Genomic DNA, 22,056 nt, shown 5'->3' with positions numbered 1-22,056 from the left:
GGCCGACCAAAGAGATGCACAGCGGAAAAACCTTACCCTGCCGATGCATTGGCTCGAAACGCCGCTGTCCTGTTGGATGTGCAAACTGCTAGAATGTGGAGTATCGATCAGCGTTCGACGGCGATCCTCGATGTATATCAGTCTGCAAATCAACAATGTCGACGCCTTGCCTGCGGGCATCTCGACCAGTTACGCGGCGCGTGATCGCGGCTTCGAAATCGGACGCGAGGCTTGTGATTGGACCTTGCCGGACCCCGACAAGTTCATCTCCGGCCGGCATTGCGAGGTTCGCTACGAGGCAGGCGCTTTCTGGCTGCACGATGTCTCGCGCAACGGAACCTACATCAACGGTTCGAGCCAGCGCATGACCGGCCCGCATCGGCTGAGCCATGGCGACCGGGTGCTGATCGGCCGCTATGTCATCTTCGTATCGATCGACGACGAGCGCGCCACGACAGGCCATATCAGTTCGACACAACGAGAAATGCCGGCCGCGACAGGCCGGCCGCTCGAATTCGCCGCCGAGCCGTTCTTCACTCCTTCGGAGCAACAGTCCGGGCAGCGGGTTCCGGCTCCGGCGTTCTCGTCGCAACCGCCTCTCCCCTCGACCAGAGACGAAGTGCTGCGGGAAATCGCGATCGCGGCCGGCATCTCGCCGGAATTGCTTCAATCGCGCGATCCGCATGAAGTTGCCGCCGAAATCGGCACGGTCCTGCGGACTGTGGTCGAGGAACTGACCATGCTTTTGAAAGCGCGCGCGTCCGCGAAAATACTGGCCAAGAGCACACAACGGACGATGATTAGCGCCGCCGACAACAACCCCCTGAAGTTCGTCCCGGGAACCGACGACATCCTCGAAATCATGTTCGCCCGCCGCAGGGCCGGCTATCTGGATGCCAGGCGCAGCATCGAAGATGCATTCCGCGATCTCAAGACGCACGAATTCGCCACCTATGCCGCCATGCAAGCTGCGCTGTCGCGGCTGCTCGACGATCTGTCGCCCGAGGCGATCGGAAAGAAACTCCCCCCGACATCGTTCTCGTCGAAGAAAAGCCAGGCCTGGGACGCTTTTGTCGCGACCTGGCGAACCATGGAGGAAGCCCACGAGAACGGCATGCTGGACATATTCCTGGCCTATTTCAGCGAGGCCTATGCCAAGGCCGACAAGCAGAAATAGACAGGCCCAAAGGGGGATGCGAGGCTGAAGTCGACGAAGAAAACCTCTTTGGTGCGCGGCATCCGGTTCCAATCGAGAGTTTGTGAGATTACGATCGCATACGACAATTCGCTAAGCGGCTAAGGCTGATCGACCTGGGGGTCTGCGGCAAATGTCATCTTTCGGCGGGATAGTAAGATATAGCCTACCTTCCTCCGGACACTGTCAGAGTCGGCAGGGGTTGCGTTTCCTTCACCTGACGAGAAACCGTTTTGCGCCTGTCTCACCCAGTCGCGGGCACACCGCCTGCACGGACGATCGTCCATGAGTTCGAAGGACGATCCTTTCGGCCCGGCGGGCAAGACCGTCATTCGCGCCCCTCCACGGCGTGAGCGAAAACCGGCGCCGGTCCCTCAAGCGCCCGTCGCGGATGACGGGCAAACCTCGCTGATTAAGAATTCGACCGTATTCGATCCCGGCATCGGCCAGCATACACCGCCGGGCTGGGCATCCGGGACAGTGATTTATCAAGGAGCCCCTTCCGCTTCGGCAGGAAGCGGCGCTTCCGAGGCAGCTCTGCGGCAGGAGACCCTGCTCAATGTCAGGGACAGTGTCAGATATTCCGCGGCAAACCCGATCCTTGCCGCGGCCGCACCATTGCTGATGCTGTTCGGCCAGTTCAGGCTTATCCCCGTCGAGAAACAAGCCGAGCCGTTGGCCGAACATGTCACTGAGGCGATCGATAGGTTCGACAGGACAATCGAGAAATCAGGTGTTGCCGAAGAGGATGCGCGGATTGCGAAATTCATCCTCTGCGAAACCGCCGACGATCTCGTCGGCAACCTGCCTTGGCCACAGAAAGATACTTGGGCGCAGCACAGCATGCTGTCGCAGTTCTTTCACGTCGAGCCCAGCGGCACAGGCTTCTTCGAAGCGCTGAACAAGGTCCTGGCCAATCCCGAGGCACACTACGAGCTGCTCGAACTGATGCATGTCTGCCTGTCGCTGGGGTTCGAGGGCCAGTACCGGGGCCTGACGCGCGAAGACAGCAATCTCGAACGCGTTCGGCGCGACGTCTACGAAACGCTTCGCTATTTCAGGGCACGCGCGGACGCGGACATCTCGCCCCGCTGGCAAGGCTTGGCGTCGACCATGACGCAGCCGTCGACACGCCTGCCCCTCTGGGTCGTCGCGGCAGCTGCGTCAGCGCTGCTGACTGCTGCATTCTTCGCACTGCGGGTCCTCATCACCAACGAAGGCGACGCTGCCGCCGGTGAATTGCTGGCGCTCAACCCATCGACGCCGATTACCATCGAACGGGCCAGCGTGGCGCCGTTGGCGGAGCCGGCGAAAATCGTCCCACCCGTCGCCACAACCACGCAGATCGATCGCATCCGTTCGGCACTGGCCAAGGAAGTCGAAGGCGGCGGGCTGACCATCGGCACGAAGGGCGACTTCATCGTTGTGGAAATCAACAATCTCCTGCTGTTCCAGTCCGGCAGGGCCGAGGCGAAGCCGGAGTTCCAGCCCGTTGCCGCAGATATCGCCGCGGCCCTGGAACCCGAGCACGGACCGATCAGGATTGTCGGCCATACGGACAATGTGAAGCCGCGGAAATCGAGCCCATTCAAGTCCAACTTCGATCTCTCCGTCGCCAGAGCGAAGGCCGTCGAAGCAATGATGGCACCGAAGTTCAGTGATCCTTCGCGACTAACGGTGGACGGCAAGGGCGAGGACGAACCGATCGCCGACAATGCGACGCCGGAAGGCCGCACCAAGAACCGCCGTGTCGATGTGATGATCGCCAAGGAGGAAACATTGTGAGCACGGCCAGTCGGGTGCGGCCATGACGCGTTGGCTGCTGCGGATATTCAGCATGATCGCGCTGGCCGGCTTTGCGGCGACAGTGTGGTTTGCCGGATCCTTGATCCGCTTCGCCGATACCCGTCCTCTCGGGCCTGCCTGGCTGCGCGCGACTATCATCGGGATGATCGTGGCAGCGCTCACGCTTTTCTACGGCCTGCGTTTCTGGCAAGCGAGAAAAGCGCAAAAAGCACTCGAAACCGTGGTCACACACAATGACGACCGCGATGACGACTCGCGGGTGCTCGAGGCCCGCATGAATGAGGCCGTGGCGGCGCTCAAGCGGTCGAGCGGCAAACGCAATTTCCTTTATGAGATCCCCTGGTACATCGTCATCGGCCCGCCCGGCGCCGGCAAGACAACGGCGCTGGTCAATTCGGGTCTGAATTTTCCGCTGGCCGGTTCGGGTGATGCCCAGCCAGTTGCGGGCGTTGGCGGAACACGCTCCTGCGACTGGTGGTTTACCGACCAGGCCGTCCTGATCGACACAGCAGGACGCTACACGACGCAGGATTCCAATGCCGAGACCGACAAGAAGAGCTGGCTTGCCTTCTTGTCACTGCTCAAGAGAGCCCGCGCACGGCAACCGATAAACGGCGTCATCCTGGCCATCAGCCTCGCCGACCTCGTCAGCCTCGACGATCAGCAGCTTGACGCTCACGTCGTCGAGATACGCAGTCGTCTGCGGGAAATCCACGAGACGCTGAAAATCCAGTTTCCGGTGTACCTGCTGTTCACCAAGGCCGACCTGGTTTCAGGGTTCATGGATTACTTCGGCGGCTTCGACGAGCCGCGCCGGCGCAAGGTCTGGGGCGCGACATTCCAGACCACGGATCGCAACAAGAATATGGCCGCCGAGGCTCCGGCCGAATTCGATGCACTGGCAAGACGCTTGGTGGAGGAGATGCCTGACCGCCTCCAGGAAGAGGCCGATCCGGTCGCGCGTATATCCATCTTTGGCTTTCCGGCGCAGTTTGGTGCTCTGAAGGAGCAAATTACCAATTTCATCGCCAGCCTGTTCGATCCGATCCGCAGCCAGGTGAATGTCAGCTTGCGTGGACTCTACTTCTCTTCAGGCACGCAGGAGGGAACCCCAATCGATCAGGTGTTGGGCGCGATCGGCCGCAATTTCGGCAGCAGCCCCCGCGCCCATCTTTCCGGAACCGGCAAAAGCTTCTTTTTGCACGATCTGCTGACGGGCGTCATTTTTGCCGAATCCGGATGGGTTTCGTATGACAAATCAGCCGTAAGACGTGCATCCATCGTCAGATTCGCCGGCCTTGGCTTCATCGCGTTGATCGCGGCGGCCGCCCTTGGCACCCTGGCCCTGAGCTTCACAGCCAACAGGTCGCTGATCGCCTCCACAACCCAGGCCATCAGTCAGTATCGCCAGACGGCGGACGCGTTGCTCAAAAGCACCGAGGTCACCGATGTCGACCTCGAAAACGTCATTGGCCCGCTCGACCAGTTGCGCAATTTGCCGGCTGGGTTCGAAAACGGCGACGTGCCGACACCGATCGAGGAGACGTTCGGCCTCAGCCAGCGGGAGAGACTTCTTTCGGCATCCAAGACGGCTTACCGGGAAGCGCTGGAACGAATGTTCCGATCGCGCCTGCTGATCCAGGCCGAGCGGACGATCCAGGCCAGGATGGCCGATCCCGCCGCGCTCTACGAGCCGTTGAAAATCTACCTGATGCTTGGCGGCAAGGCGCCGAAGGTCGACGACGCGTTGATCATTTCCTGGATGAAGCAGGATTGGGAGCAGAACCGGTATCCAGGTGAAAACAACCGCGAAGGACGCGAGCATCTCGAAAAGCACCTGGGTGCCATGCTTGCCTTGGACGACGCCTACGATCCGGTTTTCGAACTCAACCAGCCGCTCGTCGAAGCCGCTCAACGGTCGCTCGGGCGCATGAGCCTTGCCGACCGTGCCTCGGCTTTGGTCAAATCCGCAGTATACGCGGCAGCGCTGGATGATTTTTCTGTTTCCCTGAAAAGCGGCCCGGAAGCCCCGTTACTGTTCGAGCGGGTCGATGGCGGCGATCTGTCAGGCCTTCGTGTTCCCGGCCTCTATACTTATGCCGGCTTCAACAGCTTCTATCTGGTGCAACTCTCGCGCATTGCCCAGACGCTCGCCGACGACCAGTGGGTCCTCGGTGGCGGCGGCGAGCAAGGCGGCATCGATCAGGAGTTGCCCAAGCTCGGTCCCGAACTTCTCGACCGCTATGGCAAGGAGTTCGCAACGGCGTGGAACAGCGTTCTCGACGGGTTGAAATTCAAAGCGATGCTGAAGGACAAGCCGCGCTATATCGCGCTTTCCGCCGTCGCCTCGCCAACCTCGCCGATCGAACTGCTGTTTACGGCGATCGCCGACGAAACCGCTCTGACGCAGGACGCTGCTTCCGGCAAGGACTCAGCCACCGCGGTTGAAGGCGGCGCGGGCCAGTTACAGGACGCAGCAAGCACGGCCAAGGGTCTGGCTCGCATCGGCATACAAATCGCCACCGGAAAATCGCACACCCGTGCCGGCACAGGATCCTTAAGCGCGCAAAACCAGAATCCCGGGGCCAACATCGAAGCGCAATTCAGGCCGTTCCAGGCCCTGGTGAGCGGTGCTGCCGGACACCGCCCGATCGATGCCTTGACCCAGAATTTCCGCGATATCTACCAGAGCCTGCAACTGGCAACCGACGTCCCCTCCCAGACGGAACGCGTCAACGCAAACCTGCAGCTCCAGATAGCCACCCTTCGCGCCAATGTCTCGCGACTGCCCAAGCAACTCGGCCGGATGGTCAATGCGACGGCAGACGAGTTTGAAGGCAACGTCACCGAGACCTCGGTGGCAAATTTGAACCAGATGCTCGACCAGACGGTCACACAGCCCTGCGAGGCGGCGGTCAACGGCCGTTATCCTTTCGCCCGCAATGGCACCGAGGACATCGCGATGGCGGATTTCGCCAAACTGTTCGCTCCGGGCGGGCTGATGGACCGGTTCTTCGCACAGAACCTCGCATCGCTGATCGATATGACCGGTCAGGACTGGAGCTGGAAACAGGATGCTCGCTTCGGCCGCGACCTGTCGAAGTCGACGCTGAAGAACTTCCAGCTGGCGGCCGAAATCCGTAGCGCCTTCTTTCCCCAGGGCGGTTCGGTGCCCTCGGTCAGCGTGACCTTCACGCCGTTCTCACTGCATGGCGATGCCGATGCGGCGGTGCTCGATGTCGACGGCCAGACCGTCCAGAGCAACCAAGCGGGCAACATGCCGAGCATAGTGACCTGGCCGAGCGGCGCGGCTTCCGGATCCGCCAGTCTGAGCCTGACGCCGGAGATGCCAGGCCGCGAATCCGCCATCAAGTTCGAAGGGCCGTGGGCCCTGAAGCGACTTCTGGACAAGGCTGCCGTCACCGGCCACGACAGCAACATGCAAGCACGCTTCGTGATTGGCGGACGCGACGTTACTTATACGCTCCAGACAGGTTCAGGCTCCAACCACTTCTTCCTCCCGGCCCTTTCCGGATTCAGCTGTCCCAAGGCGTTTTGAGATGGGTTTGATCTGCTGATCCTGGCGCCGATCCGCTGACCAGAGTTCAAACCCCGGTTTTCCTTAGTTTTCGGTACTTTAATGTTCGAGCCTGTGGCAAAGTGGCGCCAGCGAGCGTCCAAAGGTGCGCCGCAGAAGGACGCTTGAAAAGCGCTTGGTGGCAATTTGAATACTGTCGCCCTTTCCATCGAAAGCTTCGGCGTGAGCCACAAAGGCTGTGTCCGTGAGCTCAATGAAGACAGCTATCTAGTCGAGCAACAAACTGGCCTCTGGGTGGTAGCCGACGGAATGGGTGGACATGACGCCGGAGAGGTCGCTTCCGCCAGTATCGTCGATCATCTGTCAACAATCGGCATTGCGAGCTCGGCACCCGATCTTCGGGCCCGCTTCGAGGACAGGCTGAGCCGGGCCAATGCCGAAATCCGCAGCATATCGGAATCGCGCGGCATCACCATCGGCTCCACGGTCGCCGCCCTGTTGGCGATGGACGGACGATTTGCCTGCCTGTGGGCGGGCGACAGCCGGGTTTATCTGATCCGCAACGCCGCGATCTCGCAGATTTCGAAAGACCACACCGAAGTGCAGGAACTCTTGGATCGAGGCATGATCAGCGCGGCCGAGGCGCTCACCTGGCCACGCCGCAATGTCATCACACATGCGATCGGGGTCAGTGACGACTTCGTCATCGATTTCCAGCAGGGCGAACTGATGCCGGGAGACATTTTCGTGCTGGCCACCGATGGGCTGACGGCACATGTCACCGACCCCGAGATCGAGGCCGCTGTCGTGTCGGCTACACCTCAGGCGGCCGGAGAAAACCTGCTGGAAACGGTTCTGGCGCGAGGCGGAACGGACAATGTCACCATTGTGCTGGTTAAGATTGGGAACGGGCGCAATGGACAATCGCTCCACCCTGATCTGTCCAGAGCGGAGGGCCGAGGCTGATGAGCGCCGATGACAAGACGCGAATATCGCCGCAAGTGGCCAACACCGTTGTCGGTACGCAGCTCAGCGGCATCTACGAACTTGACGAACGGATCGCATTCGGCGGCATGGGCGAGGTCTATCGCGGCCACAACATCCAGACCGGCGACCATGTCGCGATCAAGATCGTGCTGCCCGAATTTGCCCGTGACCAGACGATCTTGTCCTTGTTCCGCAAGGAGGCCTCGATCCTCAACCACCTGTCGCATGATGCGGTCGTGCGATACCACGTCTTCACCATCGATCCCGGGATCGGCCGTCCCTACCTTGCCATGGAATTCGTCGACGGCGAGTCGCTGTACGACATCATGCGACGTGGTCCGATGCCGACGGATGAGGTGCGCAAGCTCTGCCATCGCCTCGCATCCGGCCTGAGCGCCGTGCATCAAGCGGGAGCAATCCATCGCGACCTCTCGCCGGACAATATCATCCTGCCGGGGTGCCGGGTCGACCGCGCAAAGATCATCGATTTCGGTATAGCGCGATCGGCGACCGTGGGCGGGGAGACACTGATCGGCGGGAAGTTCGCGGGAAAGTACAACTACGTTTCGCCCGAACAGCTCGGGCTGTACAGCGGCGACGTCAGTGAACAGTCCGACATTTACAGCCTTGGGCTGGTGCTGGCTGCCGCTCTGCGCGGGAAACCGATCGACATGAGCGGATCGCAGTTCGAGATCATCGAAAAGCGCCGGGCCGTGCCTGACCTCTCTGATATCGACGACGATTTTCGTGACATTGTCGAAGCCATGCTGCAACCGGATCCGCGAGACCGGCCGGTCAGCATGGCTGATATCGCCAGGATGACGCGTGGCGAAGACGAAGGAACAACGCCGCCGACGTCCATCACACCCCGCAACCGGCCAGCCGGGCAAACCCTTGCTCCTGATCCCAAGGGCGCCCAGGCATCCAATGTCGCGGGACGCAACGCGCCGACGGCAACGGGCCCGGGCGAGCAGCGCTTCGTCCCGCATGTCCGGCCCGCTCATTTGTCCGAACCGCTGCCTTCGCGGGTCGCCGGCCCTCCGCGCGCGGTCACTGCGGATATGCCCAAGAAATCCACAAAGACCCGAACTATCGCGATCGCTGCCCTGGCGACACTGGCTGTCGCCTCAGGCGCGGGCCTGTATCTGAGCGGCTTCATGACGCCGGCAACGCCGATTGCCGGCAAGACATCGCTTTCCGCGCCCGAACCGTCAAAGCCTACACCGGAAACTTCGGCGCCGACCCTCGCCGACAAAGTCGCGAACGCCCCTGAGCCGGCAAAGCCAGTTCCGTCCGTGCAGCCGGAGGCCAGCGTACCGCCGGCTGAAAACCAGCCAGATGCCTCGGCGGCTCAAAAGCCGCAGCCGGCCAAGCCCGCCGAACTCCCTTCGCAGACCGAGGAATCCGAGAAACCGCCGGCAATGGAAGCGCAACCGCAAACAGAGGCGGGCGTGCCGCCGGCTGGAAGCCAGGCAGATGCCAAGGCAGTGCAAACGCCGGAGCCGGCCAAGCCCACTGTCCCAGCGCAAACCGAGGGCCCCCCGGAGTCACCGGCAACGGACGCGCAGCAGCCATCCGAAAAGACACCGCCGGCCCAGCCAGAGTTTGTGGAGAGCCCAAAGCCCAAACCGGAGCCGCAGATCAGCCAGCCGGCAGAACCCAAGGTTGCCGGGCCGGCGCCCAAACCCACTGCAAGCCAGACGGATGCCGCGAACGCCGAGAGCCAAAAGACAGTGCCACCGGCGGCCAAGCAGCCGGACCAACCTGTCGTCGCGTTGAACGTGCCCAAACCGGCGATTCCTCCGGCCGTGGACGACATCGCGCAACGAGTCTCCTGGATTCGCGACTTCGGCGGCGGCGACTGTTTCTATGCGACCATGAATTCGTCAACCGACACCGCAGCCGCGATCGAAGGATTTGGAACAGCGGTCCAGCCATTCGAACGCATGCTGGGCGATTTCCAGGCGAAATTCCATGTGGAGCCCGACATCAGCGTCCGCCTCATTGAGCCGAGCCAGTGCGAAGTCACCAATTTTCTGCGCTTTCTGGGACAGACCGCGGCCGACAAGCCGCAGCTTGTTCTCGACCGGACGTCGGTGCCGAACGGTACGCCGATCAGCGGCACGCTGGTGACGCGTGGCGGGCTCATTTCCAGCGTGTTGCTGATCGATCACAAGGGCATGGTGTTTAATCTCGACGATCGCATCGTCGCACAGTCGGACAAAGCCACCTTCAGCATCCCGATTGGCCTCGGCGCCGCCGACAAGGCCGCTGGAAAGGCCGTGCCGCAGATCATAATGGTGATCACGGGACCCCAGGATATTGAGGCGGCCGCATTCTCGGCGCCGACGCCAGCCTCGGCGCTGCTACCCAAAATTCTGGAGGAAATCGAGACCAACGGATCTCAGTTCTCAGCCACTGCCAAGTATTTCCGGCTCGGCGGATAGTCATGGGCGCCCGATGGAACGCTGCCCGTGTTTGCCCCACTCGTCTGCCGACCTGCCCATAAAGCAGTGTGAACCGGTTCGCGCCCTGCTCGCCTTGGCGGGCCACATGAAGCTTGCGGTCATCGCGGGCGCCGCGCTGCTGGCTGTGCTGTCGTCCGGCGAAGCGCGAGCCGAATTCACGGTCTGCAATCAGACACTCGACGTCGTCAATCTCGCAGTCGGCCAGAAGGTCGACAATGCCGATCAGACAGACGGCTGGTGGACCATCGGCGCCAATCAGTGCGTGAATGTCATTCGCGAGGAACTGACCAACCGCTACATCTACATCTACGCAACGGACGTCTTCGGCCACGCGATCCTGACGGGATCGACCGAAATGTGCATCGAGCGAAGGCGTTTCTCGACCCGCGGCATCGACGAATGCTGGCAACGCGGCCATATCGCGGCGCAATTTCTCGAAGTCGATACGCTCGAACAGGCGCGGTGGACGTTCTTCCTGACCGGAAACAGCCCGTGACGCACACTATCGACACGAGCTTCAGGCAGAAGAAGCAGGCGCGCCTTGCGCTTCGCAGACGCAGGCTCTGGCGCCGGCTGCTTGCCGGTCTTGCCGCGATCATCATGCTGTCGATCGCCGTGGGCTTCTACCTCACCGCCGATTATTGGTCGTTCGGCGACGAAGACGAAGAGCTTCACGCGGTCGAAGGGGTGGACGACGTGCCGGCCGATGCATCGGTCTATGTGCCTGCCATAATCGACCTTGCCGGGGACCCGATGTGGATCACCCCTGCCCCCGACGCCGACGCCACGTCGAGGGGCCGTTCGATCGCGAAGCCGGCGGATCTCGATCAGGCCGGGATTTCTCCGCAGATCGAAATCCTGTCGGATGTGATGCTCAGCGCCAGCGAAAAATTCATGACGACGATACCGTCGACGCAGGAGGACTTCGCATTCTTCCAGGCGCAACGGCAGACCGCCCCGCCGCCGTCCAACGATCTGCAGGACGATCTTCAGCCGCCGGCGGGGGATCTGCAGAACGATCTTCAGCCCTCGCCTGCCGCCAATGAGGCTCCGGCTGCTTCGGGACAGCAGATGGGCACCGACGATCCCGAAGCCGGCTGGGGTGAAACAATCGATGCAGGCGAGGCAGCTCTGCCCGCATTCCAGAAGACACAGATCGAAAACAACACGAGTGTCGCAACCGTCACGAATGAGTATCAGCGGTTCGAGGCGACCGAAGACACCTTCGTCAAGATCCTCAACGACCGCAGCCTGGACAGCGTTGCGCTCGATGCGCATTTCTCCGCCGAGGACGCCAGGCGGGCAGGCGAAGCGCTGAAGGCGCTTTTCAACCGGGAAAGCCTGGAGCCGGGTTATGTCGTCGCCATGCGTGGTTTCAGGCCGACGCGCGAGACGACAACAATGTCGCTCATGCAGGTTTCGATCTACGCCAAGAACGTCTTTGTCGGCACGCTGACGCGCAGCGCCGCGGGCTCATTCGTATCGGGCGTCGACCCTTGGGTGCGCGAGGATCTGTTCAACTATTCGGGCGCGCCGGAGGCAGGCACGCACAAGCGGCAGTATCGCCTGCTCGATGCGATCTATTCGACGGCCGCGCGCAACAAGGTTCCGATCGGCGTGATCGGCGAAGCGATCATGTACCTATCGAGAGGACGAGACCTGGACGCCTTCGCCAGCGAGGACCAGCGCCTTGTCCTGATCTATTCACAAACGCCGCGCGGCAAGGGCGAGACCGACGGACGCGTGCTGTATGTCGGCGTGCAGGGTGCTGAAAAGAGCTTCGAATGCTTCGTCTTCCAGCAGAGCGACGGTCAGTTTGCATGCGTTACCGGCGATGATCAGGTTCGCTCGCTGACGGTCACCAACGGCATGGTCACGCCGGTCAACGGGGTCATGACGTCCACCTTCGGTCCACGCAAGCACCCAATTCTGGGCGTGGTTCGCATCCACAAGGGTGTCGATTGGGCGGCGCCCGCAGGTACGCCGATCGCAGCCGCCTTCGACGGCGAGATCGCCTTCCAGGGCGACGGCGGCGGTTATGGCAACCTGGTGAAGATTGCGCATGCCAACGGACGCGAGACGCGCTACGCGCATATGCAGAAATTCGCAATCGCAAGCGGTGTCGGCACAAAGGTGAAGGCCGGCGACATCATTGGCTATATCGGCACCACCGGCCTGTCGACCGGGCCGCATCTGCATTTCGAACTCTATCAGAATGGCGGGGCGATCGACCCGCTGGGCACGGTGACCGCCGCGGTCGCAACGAGCGATCCTGCTGTCGAAACACTGACCGACCGTATCGTTCATGTCGAAAGTGGTGGCAGCGCCCGCGCCAAGAACCCGCTTTCTTCAGCAACCGGTGCCGGCCAATTCATATCGAAGACCTGGATCAGGATGATGAACACCTACCGTCCCGAACTGGCGCGCACACTTTCAAATGCGGATCTCCTTGCTCTGCGCTACGACTACACGATCTCGCGCGAGATGGTGCGCAATCTTGCGCGCGAGGGTGAAGCCTATCTTCGGGCGCGAGGCCACCAGATCACAGCCGGCCGGCTCTATCTCTGCCATTTCCTGGGCATGGAAGGCGCGCATCAGGTGCTGTCGGCGTCGGGTTCGGCGCAATTGAGCGCCGTGCTCGGGTCGGCCGTCATTCAGGCCAACCCGTTCCTCACCGGCAAGACCGCCGGCTATGTCGTGGACTGGGCCGAAAGGAAAATGGGCCGAAAGCTCAGCCCCGCGGGGACCGGCGCAGGCCAACCGGTATCGACCACGACGGAAGTCCGCCAGACATCGCCGGAGTTCGAAAAATACAAGCAGGCGATTACGACTCTAATAGGCTCGATTTGACCCGCCCCGCGCGGCGCGCGTTTCGCTCCAGACCATTGGTGTTCCTGCTGCCAAGTGTTACAATAGCAAACTTTTTCGGGTCCTTTGTGAACCAAGACTGTGGTCAGGATCACATAAGCCCAAGAGCCATTTTGGCATAAGCGACCTTGTCGCTGACGAAATTTAGCATGCGCAGACATCAACAGTGCGCCCTGGTGGGCGGAGGGCTGGTCCATGAAAGCGTTGACCGTATTTCTGAGGGGATTTTTCCTTTTTGTCCTTGCCGCGTTCAGCGCCGAGGCAGCCACGCCCGACGCCAAGCGCGTTGCGCTGGTCATCGGCAACAGCAAATACATTCATGCTGTCGCTTTGCCCAACCCCGCCAACGACGCGCACCTCATCGCCTCCACGCTGCGCAATGCCGGCTTCGAGGTGATCGAGGGGATGGATCAGGACAATGCCGGCATGCACAGCCTCATCAGCCGGTTCACAGAGCAGTCTTACGATGCCGACCTCGCTGTCATCTTTTATGCCGGGCACGGCATGCAGGTCGACGGCAAGAATTTCGTGATACCGGTCGACGCCGAGTTGACGTCGCCGGCCTATCTCAAGACCCGCACCATTCAGGTCGACGACTTCTTGGCGGCGCTGCCGCCCGATCCGGCGGTCGGCGTGATCATACTCGATGCCTGCCGCGACAATCCGCTCGCCAGGACGCTGGCCGCCTCGCTGCCGAAGTCGCGTTCGTTGGGGTCCGGTCTGGCACCGATCGAAGCAAGATCGGACGGCGTAGGCACGGGCGGCATCCTGATCGCCTATGCAACCGATCCGGGCGCCATCGCTTTCGACGGCAACGGCGTCAACAGCCCTTACTCCACGGCGCTCGCCAGGCACCTGACCGAACCCGGCATTGAGATCCAGAGCGCGCTGACGCGCGTGCGCGGCGAAGTGACCGAGACGACGCAAGGTCGCCAGAGGCCTTGGCACAACGCGTCGCTGGGGCGCGAGGTCTTCATTGGAAAACCCGTTGTCGTGGCGGCGCCTGAAGCACAGCCTGCCAATGCCGGGGCGGCAACCGCCCCCACGCTGGTGGTTGGTGACCCGCCTTCCTGGGAAGTCGAGCAGCGGCTCTGGGATGAAGCCTCCAAGCGCAACTCGGTGCCGTTCTACGAGGCCTATCTCGAGCAGTTCCCAAACGGCCGCTTCGCCACGGTGGCGCGGCTGAACATCGACGAATTGAACGACCCGGAAGCCCAGAACCGGCAGGTCGCGGCACTCGATACGGACCAGGCGAACGCCAGTTCCGGCTCCGCAGTGCGCACCTCGGTCGGCGTCCCCGACGAGGTGAAGCAAACACCGGGCACCGAGTTGACGGAAAATGCCATTGGCCTCGACCGCCAGGGTCGCATCGACTTGCAATTGCGCATCGAAGCGTTGGGCAACGAGCTTGGCCGCGTCGACGGAAACATAGGCCCACAGACCCGCCAGGCGATCGGTATTTGGCAGGTGGAGAACGGCCTGCCGCAGACCAGCTATCTGACACGCGAGCAACTTGCATTCCTGGTGATCCAGACTGATCCGATGATGGAAACCGTGCGCGCCAGATATGCTGCCGATCAGGCCCGTGCGACGCAGCCGAAAAAACAGGTGGTAAAGAAGGTCCGCACGCAGAGACCGGTGGCACAGAAACCCCGCAAACAACAGCAGGTCGTTCAGAAGCGGCGCAACCGGGACACAGTGGTGCGGCAGGATGATGATCTTCCGCCGCCCCGGGATAACAACGACTTCCTCACCAAGGCGCTGATCTTCGGCACCGGTGTGGCTGTGGGCGGCGTGCTCAAACCGTGACGGCAGCGCGCGCTATTGCGTCTTTATCCGCATTTCCACGCGTCGGTTGGCCGGATCGTACGGGTTGGGGCTGCGCGGATTCTTTTCGCCCATGCCGATCGGGTTGATGCGGGCGGCCTCGACACCATTGGCCGTCAGGAAGGCTGCCACCGATTGCGCTCGCCGTTGCGACAGGCCTTCGTTGTAGTGGACCGTGCCGGTGGCATCGGTGTAACCCTCGACAACGAAGTTGAATGTGCTCAGCCGCCTGTCCTTCAAGGCCTTGGCGAACTCGTCGAGTTCACTGCGCGCTGTCGCGTCGAGTTCGGCCGAATCCAACCCGAAATTGATCAGCATATCGAGGCTGGATTTTTCGGCCGGCGCGTCTTTTGCCTTGGTCTTGCTCTTGCACTCTTCCTCGGTTCCTACACAAATTCCTCGCGACTTACCGAGGTCGACGGCGCCGGCAAAAAACTTCACGATGTCTTCTGATTTCTGAACAGGGTCGGCGGAAGCGTGAGTCGAGAAAAACACGACTGCCAACACCAAGGCTGAACTGCCCCACTGCATAGCGGTTACTCCTGCTTGAGCATCCGATTTCGATGGTGGTGATCATACCAAATTCCGGGGCAATTGTCTGTCGATAAACGCCAGGGGATGCGGCGGTGCCGGCAGTTGTTGCAGCGTCACCGGTTGAGACTTGACCCGCGCCGCGCCTGGGGCTTGAGTGGTTGGAGCTTCTCGATGAAGGCGTGGCGGTCATGGCCAATGAGCTCCGATTCAAAACGGCACAGGATCTCTTCATGGCTTGTCCCGCTATTGCCCGGGACATGAGAGCCCTTCCAACCGAACAGCAATCGATCGAATTTTGCCGCGACCTGCTCGCCGGGCGCGTTCCCGAAGAGGCGATCACGTTCTGTGCCTACCTGCTTCCCGATCGGGCTGCGGTCTGGTGGGCGCATGAATGCCTGAGCCATCTGAGCGAGTTGCTCGATGGGACTGATCACGAGTTGCTCGCCTATGTTCGCGACTGGGTTGGTGAACCGGACAGCCCCCACCATCGCGCCGCAGTGAGCCAGGCAGAGGCAACGCCGCCAACAACCCCGGGAGCCTGGATTGCCCGGGCGGCGGGATGGCGTGACAATGGTTCCTTTATTGTCGGATCTGTTGTCGGCGCAGAAGCACCATCGGCCTTAACGTTTCCTGCCGCCCATGCAGTCAATGCCGGTGTTCTGGCCGGGCTGGCGCGTGTCGCACTGGTGGACCGCTTTGCCGTTCTTTCCGCGTTTGTCGAAATGGGCATCCAGATGGCCGAGATCGAGGCGCTGCGCCAATCGGCGGATGCTTACTTGCAGCCACCTTGAGCCCATTTGGCAAGCGCCACCTTGAAGCGCGTTCCAAGTGGATGTTGCAGGCGCAAAACGGAAGCATCGTTGGTGGCGAAATTTTTCGCCTGTTCGCATAGCCGTGCCTCGTCCCATTCATGGCAGCCGTCGCAGCGTTTGTCCTCCCATACCGACTTGTCCAATCCCTCCACCGGGCTGAACAGAGGTTTGCCCTTGATTAGCTGGGCGATGCTCTTGCCGTCGATTGCCGGATCGCCGAAATCGATCGGATGGTCGAAAAAGATCGGGGCGTCCGACGCCAGCCTAGGGATCTTCTGACGCAGCACATCGAGCGCAAGCTGGTCGTCGCTTTGGCCTGATGCGCTTGCAGCGCCGGTGTTGCGCGCGTCGGATCCGCCTTCGGCCTGAGGCGCGCTCGCCTCGCCCACGATCAATGGCGCATTGAGATCGACCTTGTGCAGAACGACCTCCGTGGTCAGCGAGACGCTGATCCAGGGATGTTGCTTGCCGGTGGTTGCCTTCAAGACGTCGCTGGTGACCCCGTTCATGGCCTCGGTGATGGGGACGTTCGGTGCGCCGATATGCTTGAGCAGCGCCGAGGTGAAAGGCGAATGTTCGCCCGACCCGTCGTAGGCGAGTTGATTGGGACTGGCGGCGAAAGCGACGAGGGTGCCGGCGCCGCCCTTCTCTATCGGGATTTCGGCAAGGCCGCTGCTTGCGCCTTTGCCGCCAGCGGTCTTGGCCAGCATCTCCGCGAGGGGATTGTCGCGGCAAGCGTCGAGAAATACCAGCCTGATGCTGGTCTCTCGCGACATCTGGTGCAAAATGAAGTCAACCGACACTGCCTCGAAGTCGAGGGAGGTTTCGTCCTCAAGCGTGGCGTCGACCGGAAGTAGGTAGTTCTTGCCCGAAACCTGCAAGCCGTGGCCGGCGTAAAAGAACAGGGCGATGTCGGCACCGCGCCCCTGCTTTGCGAACTGGGCGATCGTTGCCTGTGTTTGCAGCTTGGGCAGGTCGAAGCCGGAAAAGACCTCGAAGTCGAGTTTCTTCAAGCGTTCGGCCATGGCCTGGGCGTCGCGCACCGGATTGGCGAGCGGCGCCGCGTGCTGGTACTGGGAATTGCCCAGCACCAGCGCGATGCGGCGCTCGGCACTGGCGGCTGTTACAGTCAAAAGCAAGGCAAGCGCGGCAAGCCCGGCGGCACGAAAGAGGCCACCGCAACAGGCGATCAGATCGGACCTCACCGGAACCTCAGTTCACGAGCTTGGAGGCGGAAAACTCGATCCGCCGATTGAGCGCCTTGTTCTTCGGCGTATCGTTGGCGGCAACCGGCCGATCTTCGCCATAGCCGGCGGCGCTGATCTGATTGCGCGGAATGCCCTCGGCAATCAGGGCGTCGGCAACCGCCTGGGCTCGCCGCTCCGAGAGCAGCTTGTTCGCGTCCGGCGACCCGTCGGAATCGGTGTAACCGGAGACCTCGACCTTCAAGCTTGGGCATTTGCCGACGACACCTTCGACCTCCGTCAGCAACGGCCGGCTTTTCGCATCGAGCCGCGCGCTGGCGGGACGGAAGTAGATCGCACCAGTGCGCGAGAGCACGGTAAACCTGTTCAGGCATTCCTCATCGCTGAAATTCGCCTTCGCGGCATCGGTGGCAACGGGGCCGACCTCGGCTGTGCTTGCAGCGACGGTCTGGGCGGCGGCGGGCTTGCTGCCGTCAGCGGTGAAGACGAAATCGAAGGACACCGACGCGGTCGGAACGATGTTGGTCACATTGGCCGCCTGCTGAAGCTTGTCGACATTCGGCAGCAGGCCGAAATCCTCCACATGAACCGCGACCGGAGCCTCCGAAGCGACGGAGACCATGTTGTCACTGATCATGGTGACGACGATGCTGGCCTCGAGGTCCTTGTCGACGCCGTGCAGATTGAGACGGAAAGGCAGCGTCGACTTCACCCTGCGCTTTGTCGCGAGATCGGCGAATGCGGCGGGATCCACCTTGGCCGTCAGCTCGGCCGTCGGGTACTTGAATGTCTCGAAGAACAGGAAGCGCATGCGGACGTTGCGCAAGTCGACGCCGGTATCGACCGAATTGAGGTCGAATGTGACCTTGGCATCACCCGCCGAATTAAGTGTGCCGGTGATGTTCCTGATCTTGTTGGTCTCGACGATCGTGTTTTTCTTAACCGACTGGTAGGTGATGACTGATGCTGTGGGATCAAGCGTCCAGTTCGGCGCGGCGTTGGCGGTTTGCGATCCGAGCAGCAGCAAGCCGGAAAGCGCGACGATCAGGCCTAGACCTCGTGTGGCGGGGTCTTTCAGCCTCGTCTTCCACCAGAATGCGACGACTTCGAACATGGAATGCCCCTGCCCAGGACCACCGTATCGACACGACACCTGGCAGGAGCATAGAGTACTTGCACCCGCTTGGCGAGCAGGTGCGCCGGTCGTCGCGAAAGCGTGAAAATGTCGCTCGCGCTCAAGTTGCGGGATGGTGCGCTAAGGCGGGTACAGGGATGCGGAGGCTGCATCCGGGGTAGCAGCGCTTGTTGGCGGATCGGTGTGATTTGGCGTCTGGATTTACTGATTGCGGCGGAAACGCCTCCCCCTTTACACGTACTGGTTAACCTCCTCCCCAGCCGCCGCCACCGCCGCTGCTTCCCCCTCCGCTTCCGCCTCCACCCGCAGTGGGAAAGACAGGCGGCTTTACAGGGACCCCTTCAACCGGCTGGACCTCCTCAACCGGTTGGACCACTTTCTTGACGATCTTCTTCTTGACGACCTTTCGCGGCGGCGCCGTGCGAACGACCTTCGGCTGGGGCTTCGCCACAAGCGGCGTCGGTTCAAGCTGGGGCACCAAGGACGTGCAGCCCATGAGCCCCGCCAGGACGCCGGACAGAATTGTTCCGATGATTGCTTGCTTCGATATCCTGCCCATCTTTGCCTCCCAGTTGATCAGAACAAGTCCCGACGCGGATTGGCTTCTTCCCAGACTCGCCTGGCTACGCTGACCAGTTGTGCGTCCAGCGAACCGGACGCGGGAAGCTTCGACTTGAGTTCTTGGCGCAGCGCTTTCAACGCCGCCGTTTTCGGCTTCGCCCCGAATTGTGCCAGTATCTTCTGGGCGTCCGGCAGTTCCTTGCGAAAATCGAGCGCGACCGCGAATGCAAGGAAACGCACGGCGACGGCTTGGTCGGCCTTGTCGGCCTTTTGCATTTCGAGGGCCGCGCGGTCATAGGCACTCGACTGGTCGCCCCGCGCGGTCGCCAGTTCGAACAGCCTTTGCGCTTCGGCGACGTTCTGCTCGACCCCGACGCCGTCCCGGTACATGCGCGCAAGGCTGCCCGGAGCGTAGGGCTGGCCGAGGTCCATGGCCTTCTGGAAGAGCCCCAGCGCCGTCTTCGGATCCTTCTCAACGCCCTGACCGTTGAGATAATTGCGCCCGAGCAGGTTCATCGAATACATGTCCTGCCGCTGCACGCCGGCCTCGAGGAAAGCAACGGCCCGGGTCGCATCGGCGGGCACGCCGTTGCGGCCCTCGGTGAAGATCGCGGCGAGATCGTTCATGGCATAGGTGTGCCCCATCGCCGCCGCCTTGAGCAGCAGGTCCAGGCCCTTGGCGGTATCGGGCTTGACGCCCCTGCCGTTGAACAAGATACGGCCCCAGGACGTCATGCCGTAGGGATCGCCCTTGTCGGATGCTGCTGCGTAAAGAGCGTTGGCTTGCGTGCGGTCGATGGCCATACCGGTTCCCGTCGCATACATGTAGCCGAGCTCGAACACGGCGCGCACATGTCCCTTCTTGGCGGCCTCCTCGATGGCTGTCTTCGCTTCCTCGACCTTGCCGGCTGCAAGCAGCGCGCGCCCCAGTTCGTAGCGGAAGCGTGGGACATCGGGGTAAGCCTTCACAGCGGCTTCGCAAACCTCCACGGCGCTGGCGCCGATTTCGTTCGGCAGCAGGCCGGGAACGACGCCTTGCAGGTCCAGAGGCTCGCCGGCGGCGGAGTCGCACGGATCGACGCTTGGCGACAGCTTCATCGTGGCGGGCTTGGACGAAGCGCTGTCCGCACGGATTTCGAAGCCGACCTCGACCGGCGCGACAACTCCGATCTGAGGTTCGTAGCGCAGCCGGTCGACTTCAGCGGCCATCAGGCTGGACTGAGGTGACAGGGTTCTGTCGGGGAGCGAAAGGGTTCCTGTCGCGGGATATGCCGAAACTTTGAGACTGACCGCGGGATCGTCAGTCGGGAAATCCAGGTTAAGCGCAACCGGGCCCACGCCAACGGGAACATCAATGTCGCGGTTTTCGATCGCCTCGGCGGCACCTGTGATATGAATGCCGCGCTCCACCACCTGTTGCTTTTGCTCGGCCGCGAGCGAGGCCATGACCTGTTCGCCATGGGCGCCTTCGCCGCTTTTAACCCGGAACACCAGGATGCCCTGGCTTTGACCGCCCCAATTGTCATGCGTGGCGTAGGCCAGCATATCCACCTCGTCCTGCGCGTCGACCCCCTTGGGCACATCCATCTGCAAACGCGGCAGGTCCTTGCCCTGGATCGGTTCGCCAACCTCGACAGGATTCCCGTCCAGCATGAGGCGGCCTAGAGCAGGTGGTCTCTCGATGCTCACGGTGATCGTTCCGCCGTCGACATCGACCGGTTCCGGCAGGCCTAAATCGACCGGGCCGACCCCCGACAACACGACCTTTTCAAGCACCGGCGGCAGCGAGGGGCGGTTGCTGCGGCGCATCAGCACCACTTCGTCGATCAGCGACGAGTTCTCCCAGGGAACCTGCAGGCCTTTTGTTGCCTCCACCACATCCCGGCGCACCGCCGCCATGACCGTGCGGATCTCCTGGTTCGGGGCCAGCGCGCGACGGGAAAACGCCGCCGAAAACGGACTGAGGTCGCCGCTGCCGTCATAGGCCGCCGCCCCAGGCTCGGTGGCAAAGGCAATGAGCGTGTTAAGCGAGCTTCTGACCTGCGCGAGCCCGGCGTTGCCTCCGGTGATAAGCTGGTCTCTCAGCCAATAATTCTTGCGCGGGAACGGATTGTTGCGGCAGGCATCGAGGACGATCACCTGGATCTTCGATTTCGAACGCATCTGTTCCAGGACATCGTTGAGCTTGATGGCCTGGACCTCGATGTCCGCAGCCTGCTTCAACGAGGCATCGACGGGAATCAGGAAGTTTTCGCCGCCGATCTGGAAACCGTGACCGGAATAGTAGACGACGGCGAGGTCGGCGCCATCGATCGCGGCAAGATAATTGCGGAACTGCTCTTCGAACTGCAGCTTGGTGAGATTGCTTGCAACGAAAACTTCGAACCCTGCCAGTCGAAACGTCTTGGAGACGTCCTCGGCATCCTTGACCGGGTTCTTCAGCGCCGGGAATTGCCGGTAGTCGGAATTGCCGATCACCAGGGCGACCCGTCGATCGGCCGACGCATCGAAGGTCGTAAGGGCCGCTACGAAGAAGACCGCGATGAATCCGCAAAGTCGGAGCATGGCCTGTTTCCACCGTCGCTACCTGATGACCACAAGCCCCCAAGGTTGCGGTATCAAGGCTGTTAAAGAGCTCACAATCAGCCGAGACAGGAACAGAAAACAAAAAACCGTCGCGACAGCAGGCACTTTCCCATCCGATCAGGATCTAAATTACCTCAGAGCCGAGCCATCCGCAATGAGTGTCAAACGGCACCGGCATGGCTGTCTGGATGGGACGCACCCGCCAAGTCCCAATCCAGCGACGGGTGCGCCTGATGCCATCCATCGGCTCCCACGGTAGACGGGAAGCGGCCCATCGAAGCCTTTCCGGTGCGATTTTCTTCGCCAAGACTGGCGGTTTCCGACAATGATCATCGCGTGTCCGAGCGCGCCCAATTACTATTTATGATAAATATTGTGAGACCTACTGTGATACAAATTTTGTCGCCAAGGGTAAACTTTCACAATAAATTCAATTACTTACTGGAAAACCGATGGCACCGTTGGCTGGGATCACTCAGCCCGTCACTAGCTGTTTTTGTTACATTTTCCATCTTGCCGGGTGTCGTTTGTATC

14 protein-coding genes are annotated in these 22,056 nt (G+C 61.5%); 9 read left to right on the top strand and 5 right to left on the bottom strand.

Annotation, left to right across the window (positions count from 1 at the left end; all coding sequences use genetic code 11):
* The first annotated feature begins 130 nt into the window (after positions 1-130).
* The 8 genes from tagH (at position 131) to AC0L24_RS30530 (ending at position 14,671) form a co-directional block, all read left to right on the top strand.
* Entirely contained in the window at positions 131-1,177 is a 1,047-nt protein-coding gene (gene tagH, locus AC0L24_RS30565; protein WP_473564705.1) for a type VI secretion system-associated FHA domain protein TagH, read from the top strand.
* Between the two features lie 303 nt (positions 1,178-1,480).
* Positions 1,481-2,980, top strand: coding sequence for a type VI secretion system protein TssL, long form (gene tssL / locus AC0L24_RS30560; protein ID WP_473564704.1), 1,500 nt, complete (start codon positions 1,481-1,483; stop codon positions 2,978-2,980).
* Between the two features lie 22 nt (positions 2,981-3,002).
* Positions 3,003-6,560 carry a type VI secretion system membrane subunit TssM gene (tssM, locus tag AC0L24_RS30555; RefSeq protein ID WP_473564703.1) on the top strand — a complete coding sequence of 1,186 codons (3,558 nt, stop codon included), beginning with the start codon at positions 3,003-3,005 and terminating at the stop codon, positions 6,558-6,560.
* A gap of 165 nt (positions 6,561-6,725) precedes the next feature.
* Positions 6,726-7,505 carry a PP2C family protein-serine/threonine phosphatase gene (locus AC0L24_RS30550; protein ID WP_473564702.1) on the top strand — a complete coding sequence of 260 codons (780 nt, stop codon included), beginning with the start codon at positions 6,726-6,728 and terminating at the stop codon, positions 7,503-7,505.
* Positions 7,505-9,973 (top strand): serine/threonine-protein kinase, encoded by a 2,469-nt coding sequence (locus AC0L24_RS30545; RefSeq protein ID WP_473564701.1) that lies wholly within the window; start codon positions 7,505-7,507, stop codon positions 9,971-9,973. Before AC0L24_RS30550 ends, AC0L24_RS30545 begins: the two co-directional genes overlap by 1 nt.
* Positions 9,974-10,079: 106 nt before the next feature.
* Entirely contained in the window at positions 10,080-10,490 is a 411-nt protein-coding gene (locus AC0L24_RS30540; RefSeq protein ID WP_023809165.1) for a DUF1036 domain-containing protein, read from the top strand.
* Positions 10,487-12,844, top strand: a complete 2,358-nt coding sequence (locus AC0L24_RS30535; RefSeq protein ID WP_473564699.1) for a M23 family metallopeptidase — start codon at positions 10,487-10,489, stop codon at positions 12,842-12,844. The genes AC0L24_RS30540 and AC0L24_RS30535 overlap by 4 nt, the downstream gene beginning before the upstream one ends.
* 213 nt (positions 12,845-13,057) lie before the next feature.
* Entirely contained in the window at positions 13,058-14,671 is a 1,614-nt protein-coding gene (locus AC0L24_RS30530) for a caspase family protein (protein ID WP_473564698.1), read from the top strand.
* 12 nt (positions 14,672-14,683) lie between these two features.
* On the opposite strand, the gene AC0L24_RS30525 is transcribed toward AC0L24_RS30530, so the two are convergent.
* The gene (locus tag AC0L24_RS30525; protein ID WP_473564697.1) at positions 14,684-15,220 is read right to left on the bottom strand and encodes an OmpA family protein; all 537 of its coding nucleotides are present in this window, start codon (positions 15,218-15,220) and stop codon (positions 14,684-14,686) included.
* A 161-nt stretch (positions 15,221-15,381) separates the two neighbouring features.
* Between AC0L24_RS30525 and AC0L24_RS30520 the strand changes: the two genes are divergently transcribed.
* A complete protein-coding gene (locus tag AC0L24_RS30520; protein WP_245486493.1) occupies positions 15,382-16,014 on the top strand; it encodes a DUF6931 family protein in 633 nt (210 codons plus the stop codon).
* On the opposite strand, the gene AC0L24_RS30515 is transcribed toward AC0L24_RS30520, so the two are convergent.
* From AC0L24_RS30515 to AC0L24_RS30500, 4 genes are all read right to left on the bottom strand, one after another.
* Positions 15,996-17,240 (bottom strand): caspase family protein, encoded by a 1,245-nt coding sequence (locus AC0L24_RS30515; RefSeq protein WP_127380206.1) that lies wholly within the window; start codon positions 17,238-17,240, stop codon positions 15,996-15,998. The genes AC0L24_RS30520 and AC0L24_RS30515 overlap by 19 nt on opposite strands.
* Before the next feature lie 7 nt (positions 17,241-17,247).
* The gene (locus AC0L24_RS30510) at positions 17,248-18,354 is read right to left on the bottom strand and encodes an OmpA family protein (RefSeq protein ID WP_473564696.1); all 1,107 of its coding nucleotides are present in this window, start codon (positions 18,352-18,354) and stop codon (positions 17,248-17,250) included.
* A gap of 265 nt (positions 18,355-18,619) precedes the next feature.
* Entirely contained in the window at positions 18,620-18,934 is a 315-nt protein-coding gene (locus AC0L24_RS30505) for a hypothetical protein (RefSeq protein ID WP_127380204.1), read from the bottom strand.
* A gap of 17 nt (positions 18,935-18,951) precedes the next feature.
* Positions 18,952-21,501 (bottom strand): caspase family protein, encoded by a 2,550-nt coding sequence (locus AC0L24_RS30500; protein ID WP_128287429.1) that lies wholly within the window; start codon positions 21,499-21,501, stop codon positions 18,952-18,954.
* Between the last annotated feature and the right edge of the window lie 555 nt (positions 21,502-22,056).

The sequence above is a fragment of the Mesorhizobium sp. WSM4809 genome (assembly GCF_055811655.1).
This window is presented reverse-complemented; position numbering and strand designations above follow the sequence as displayed.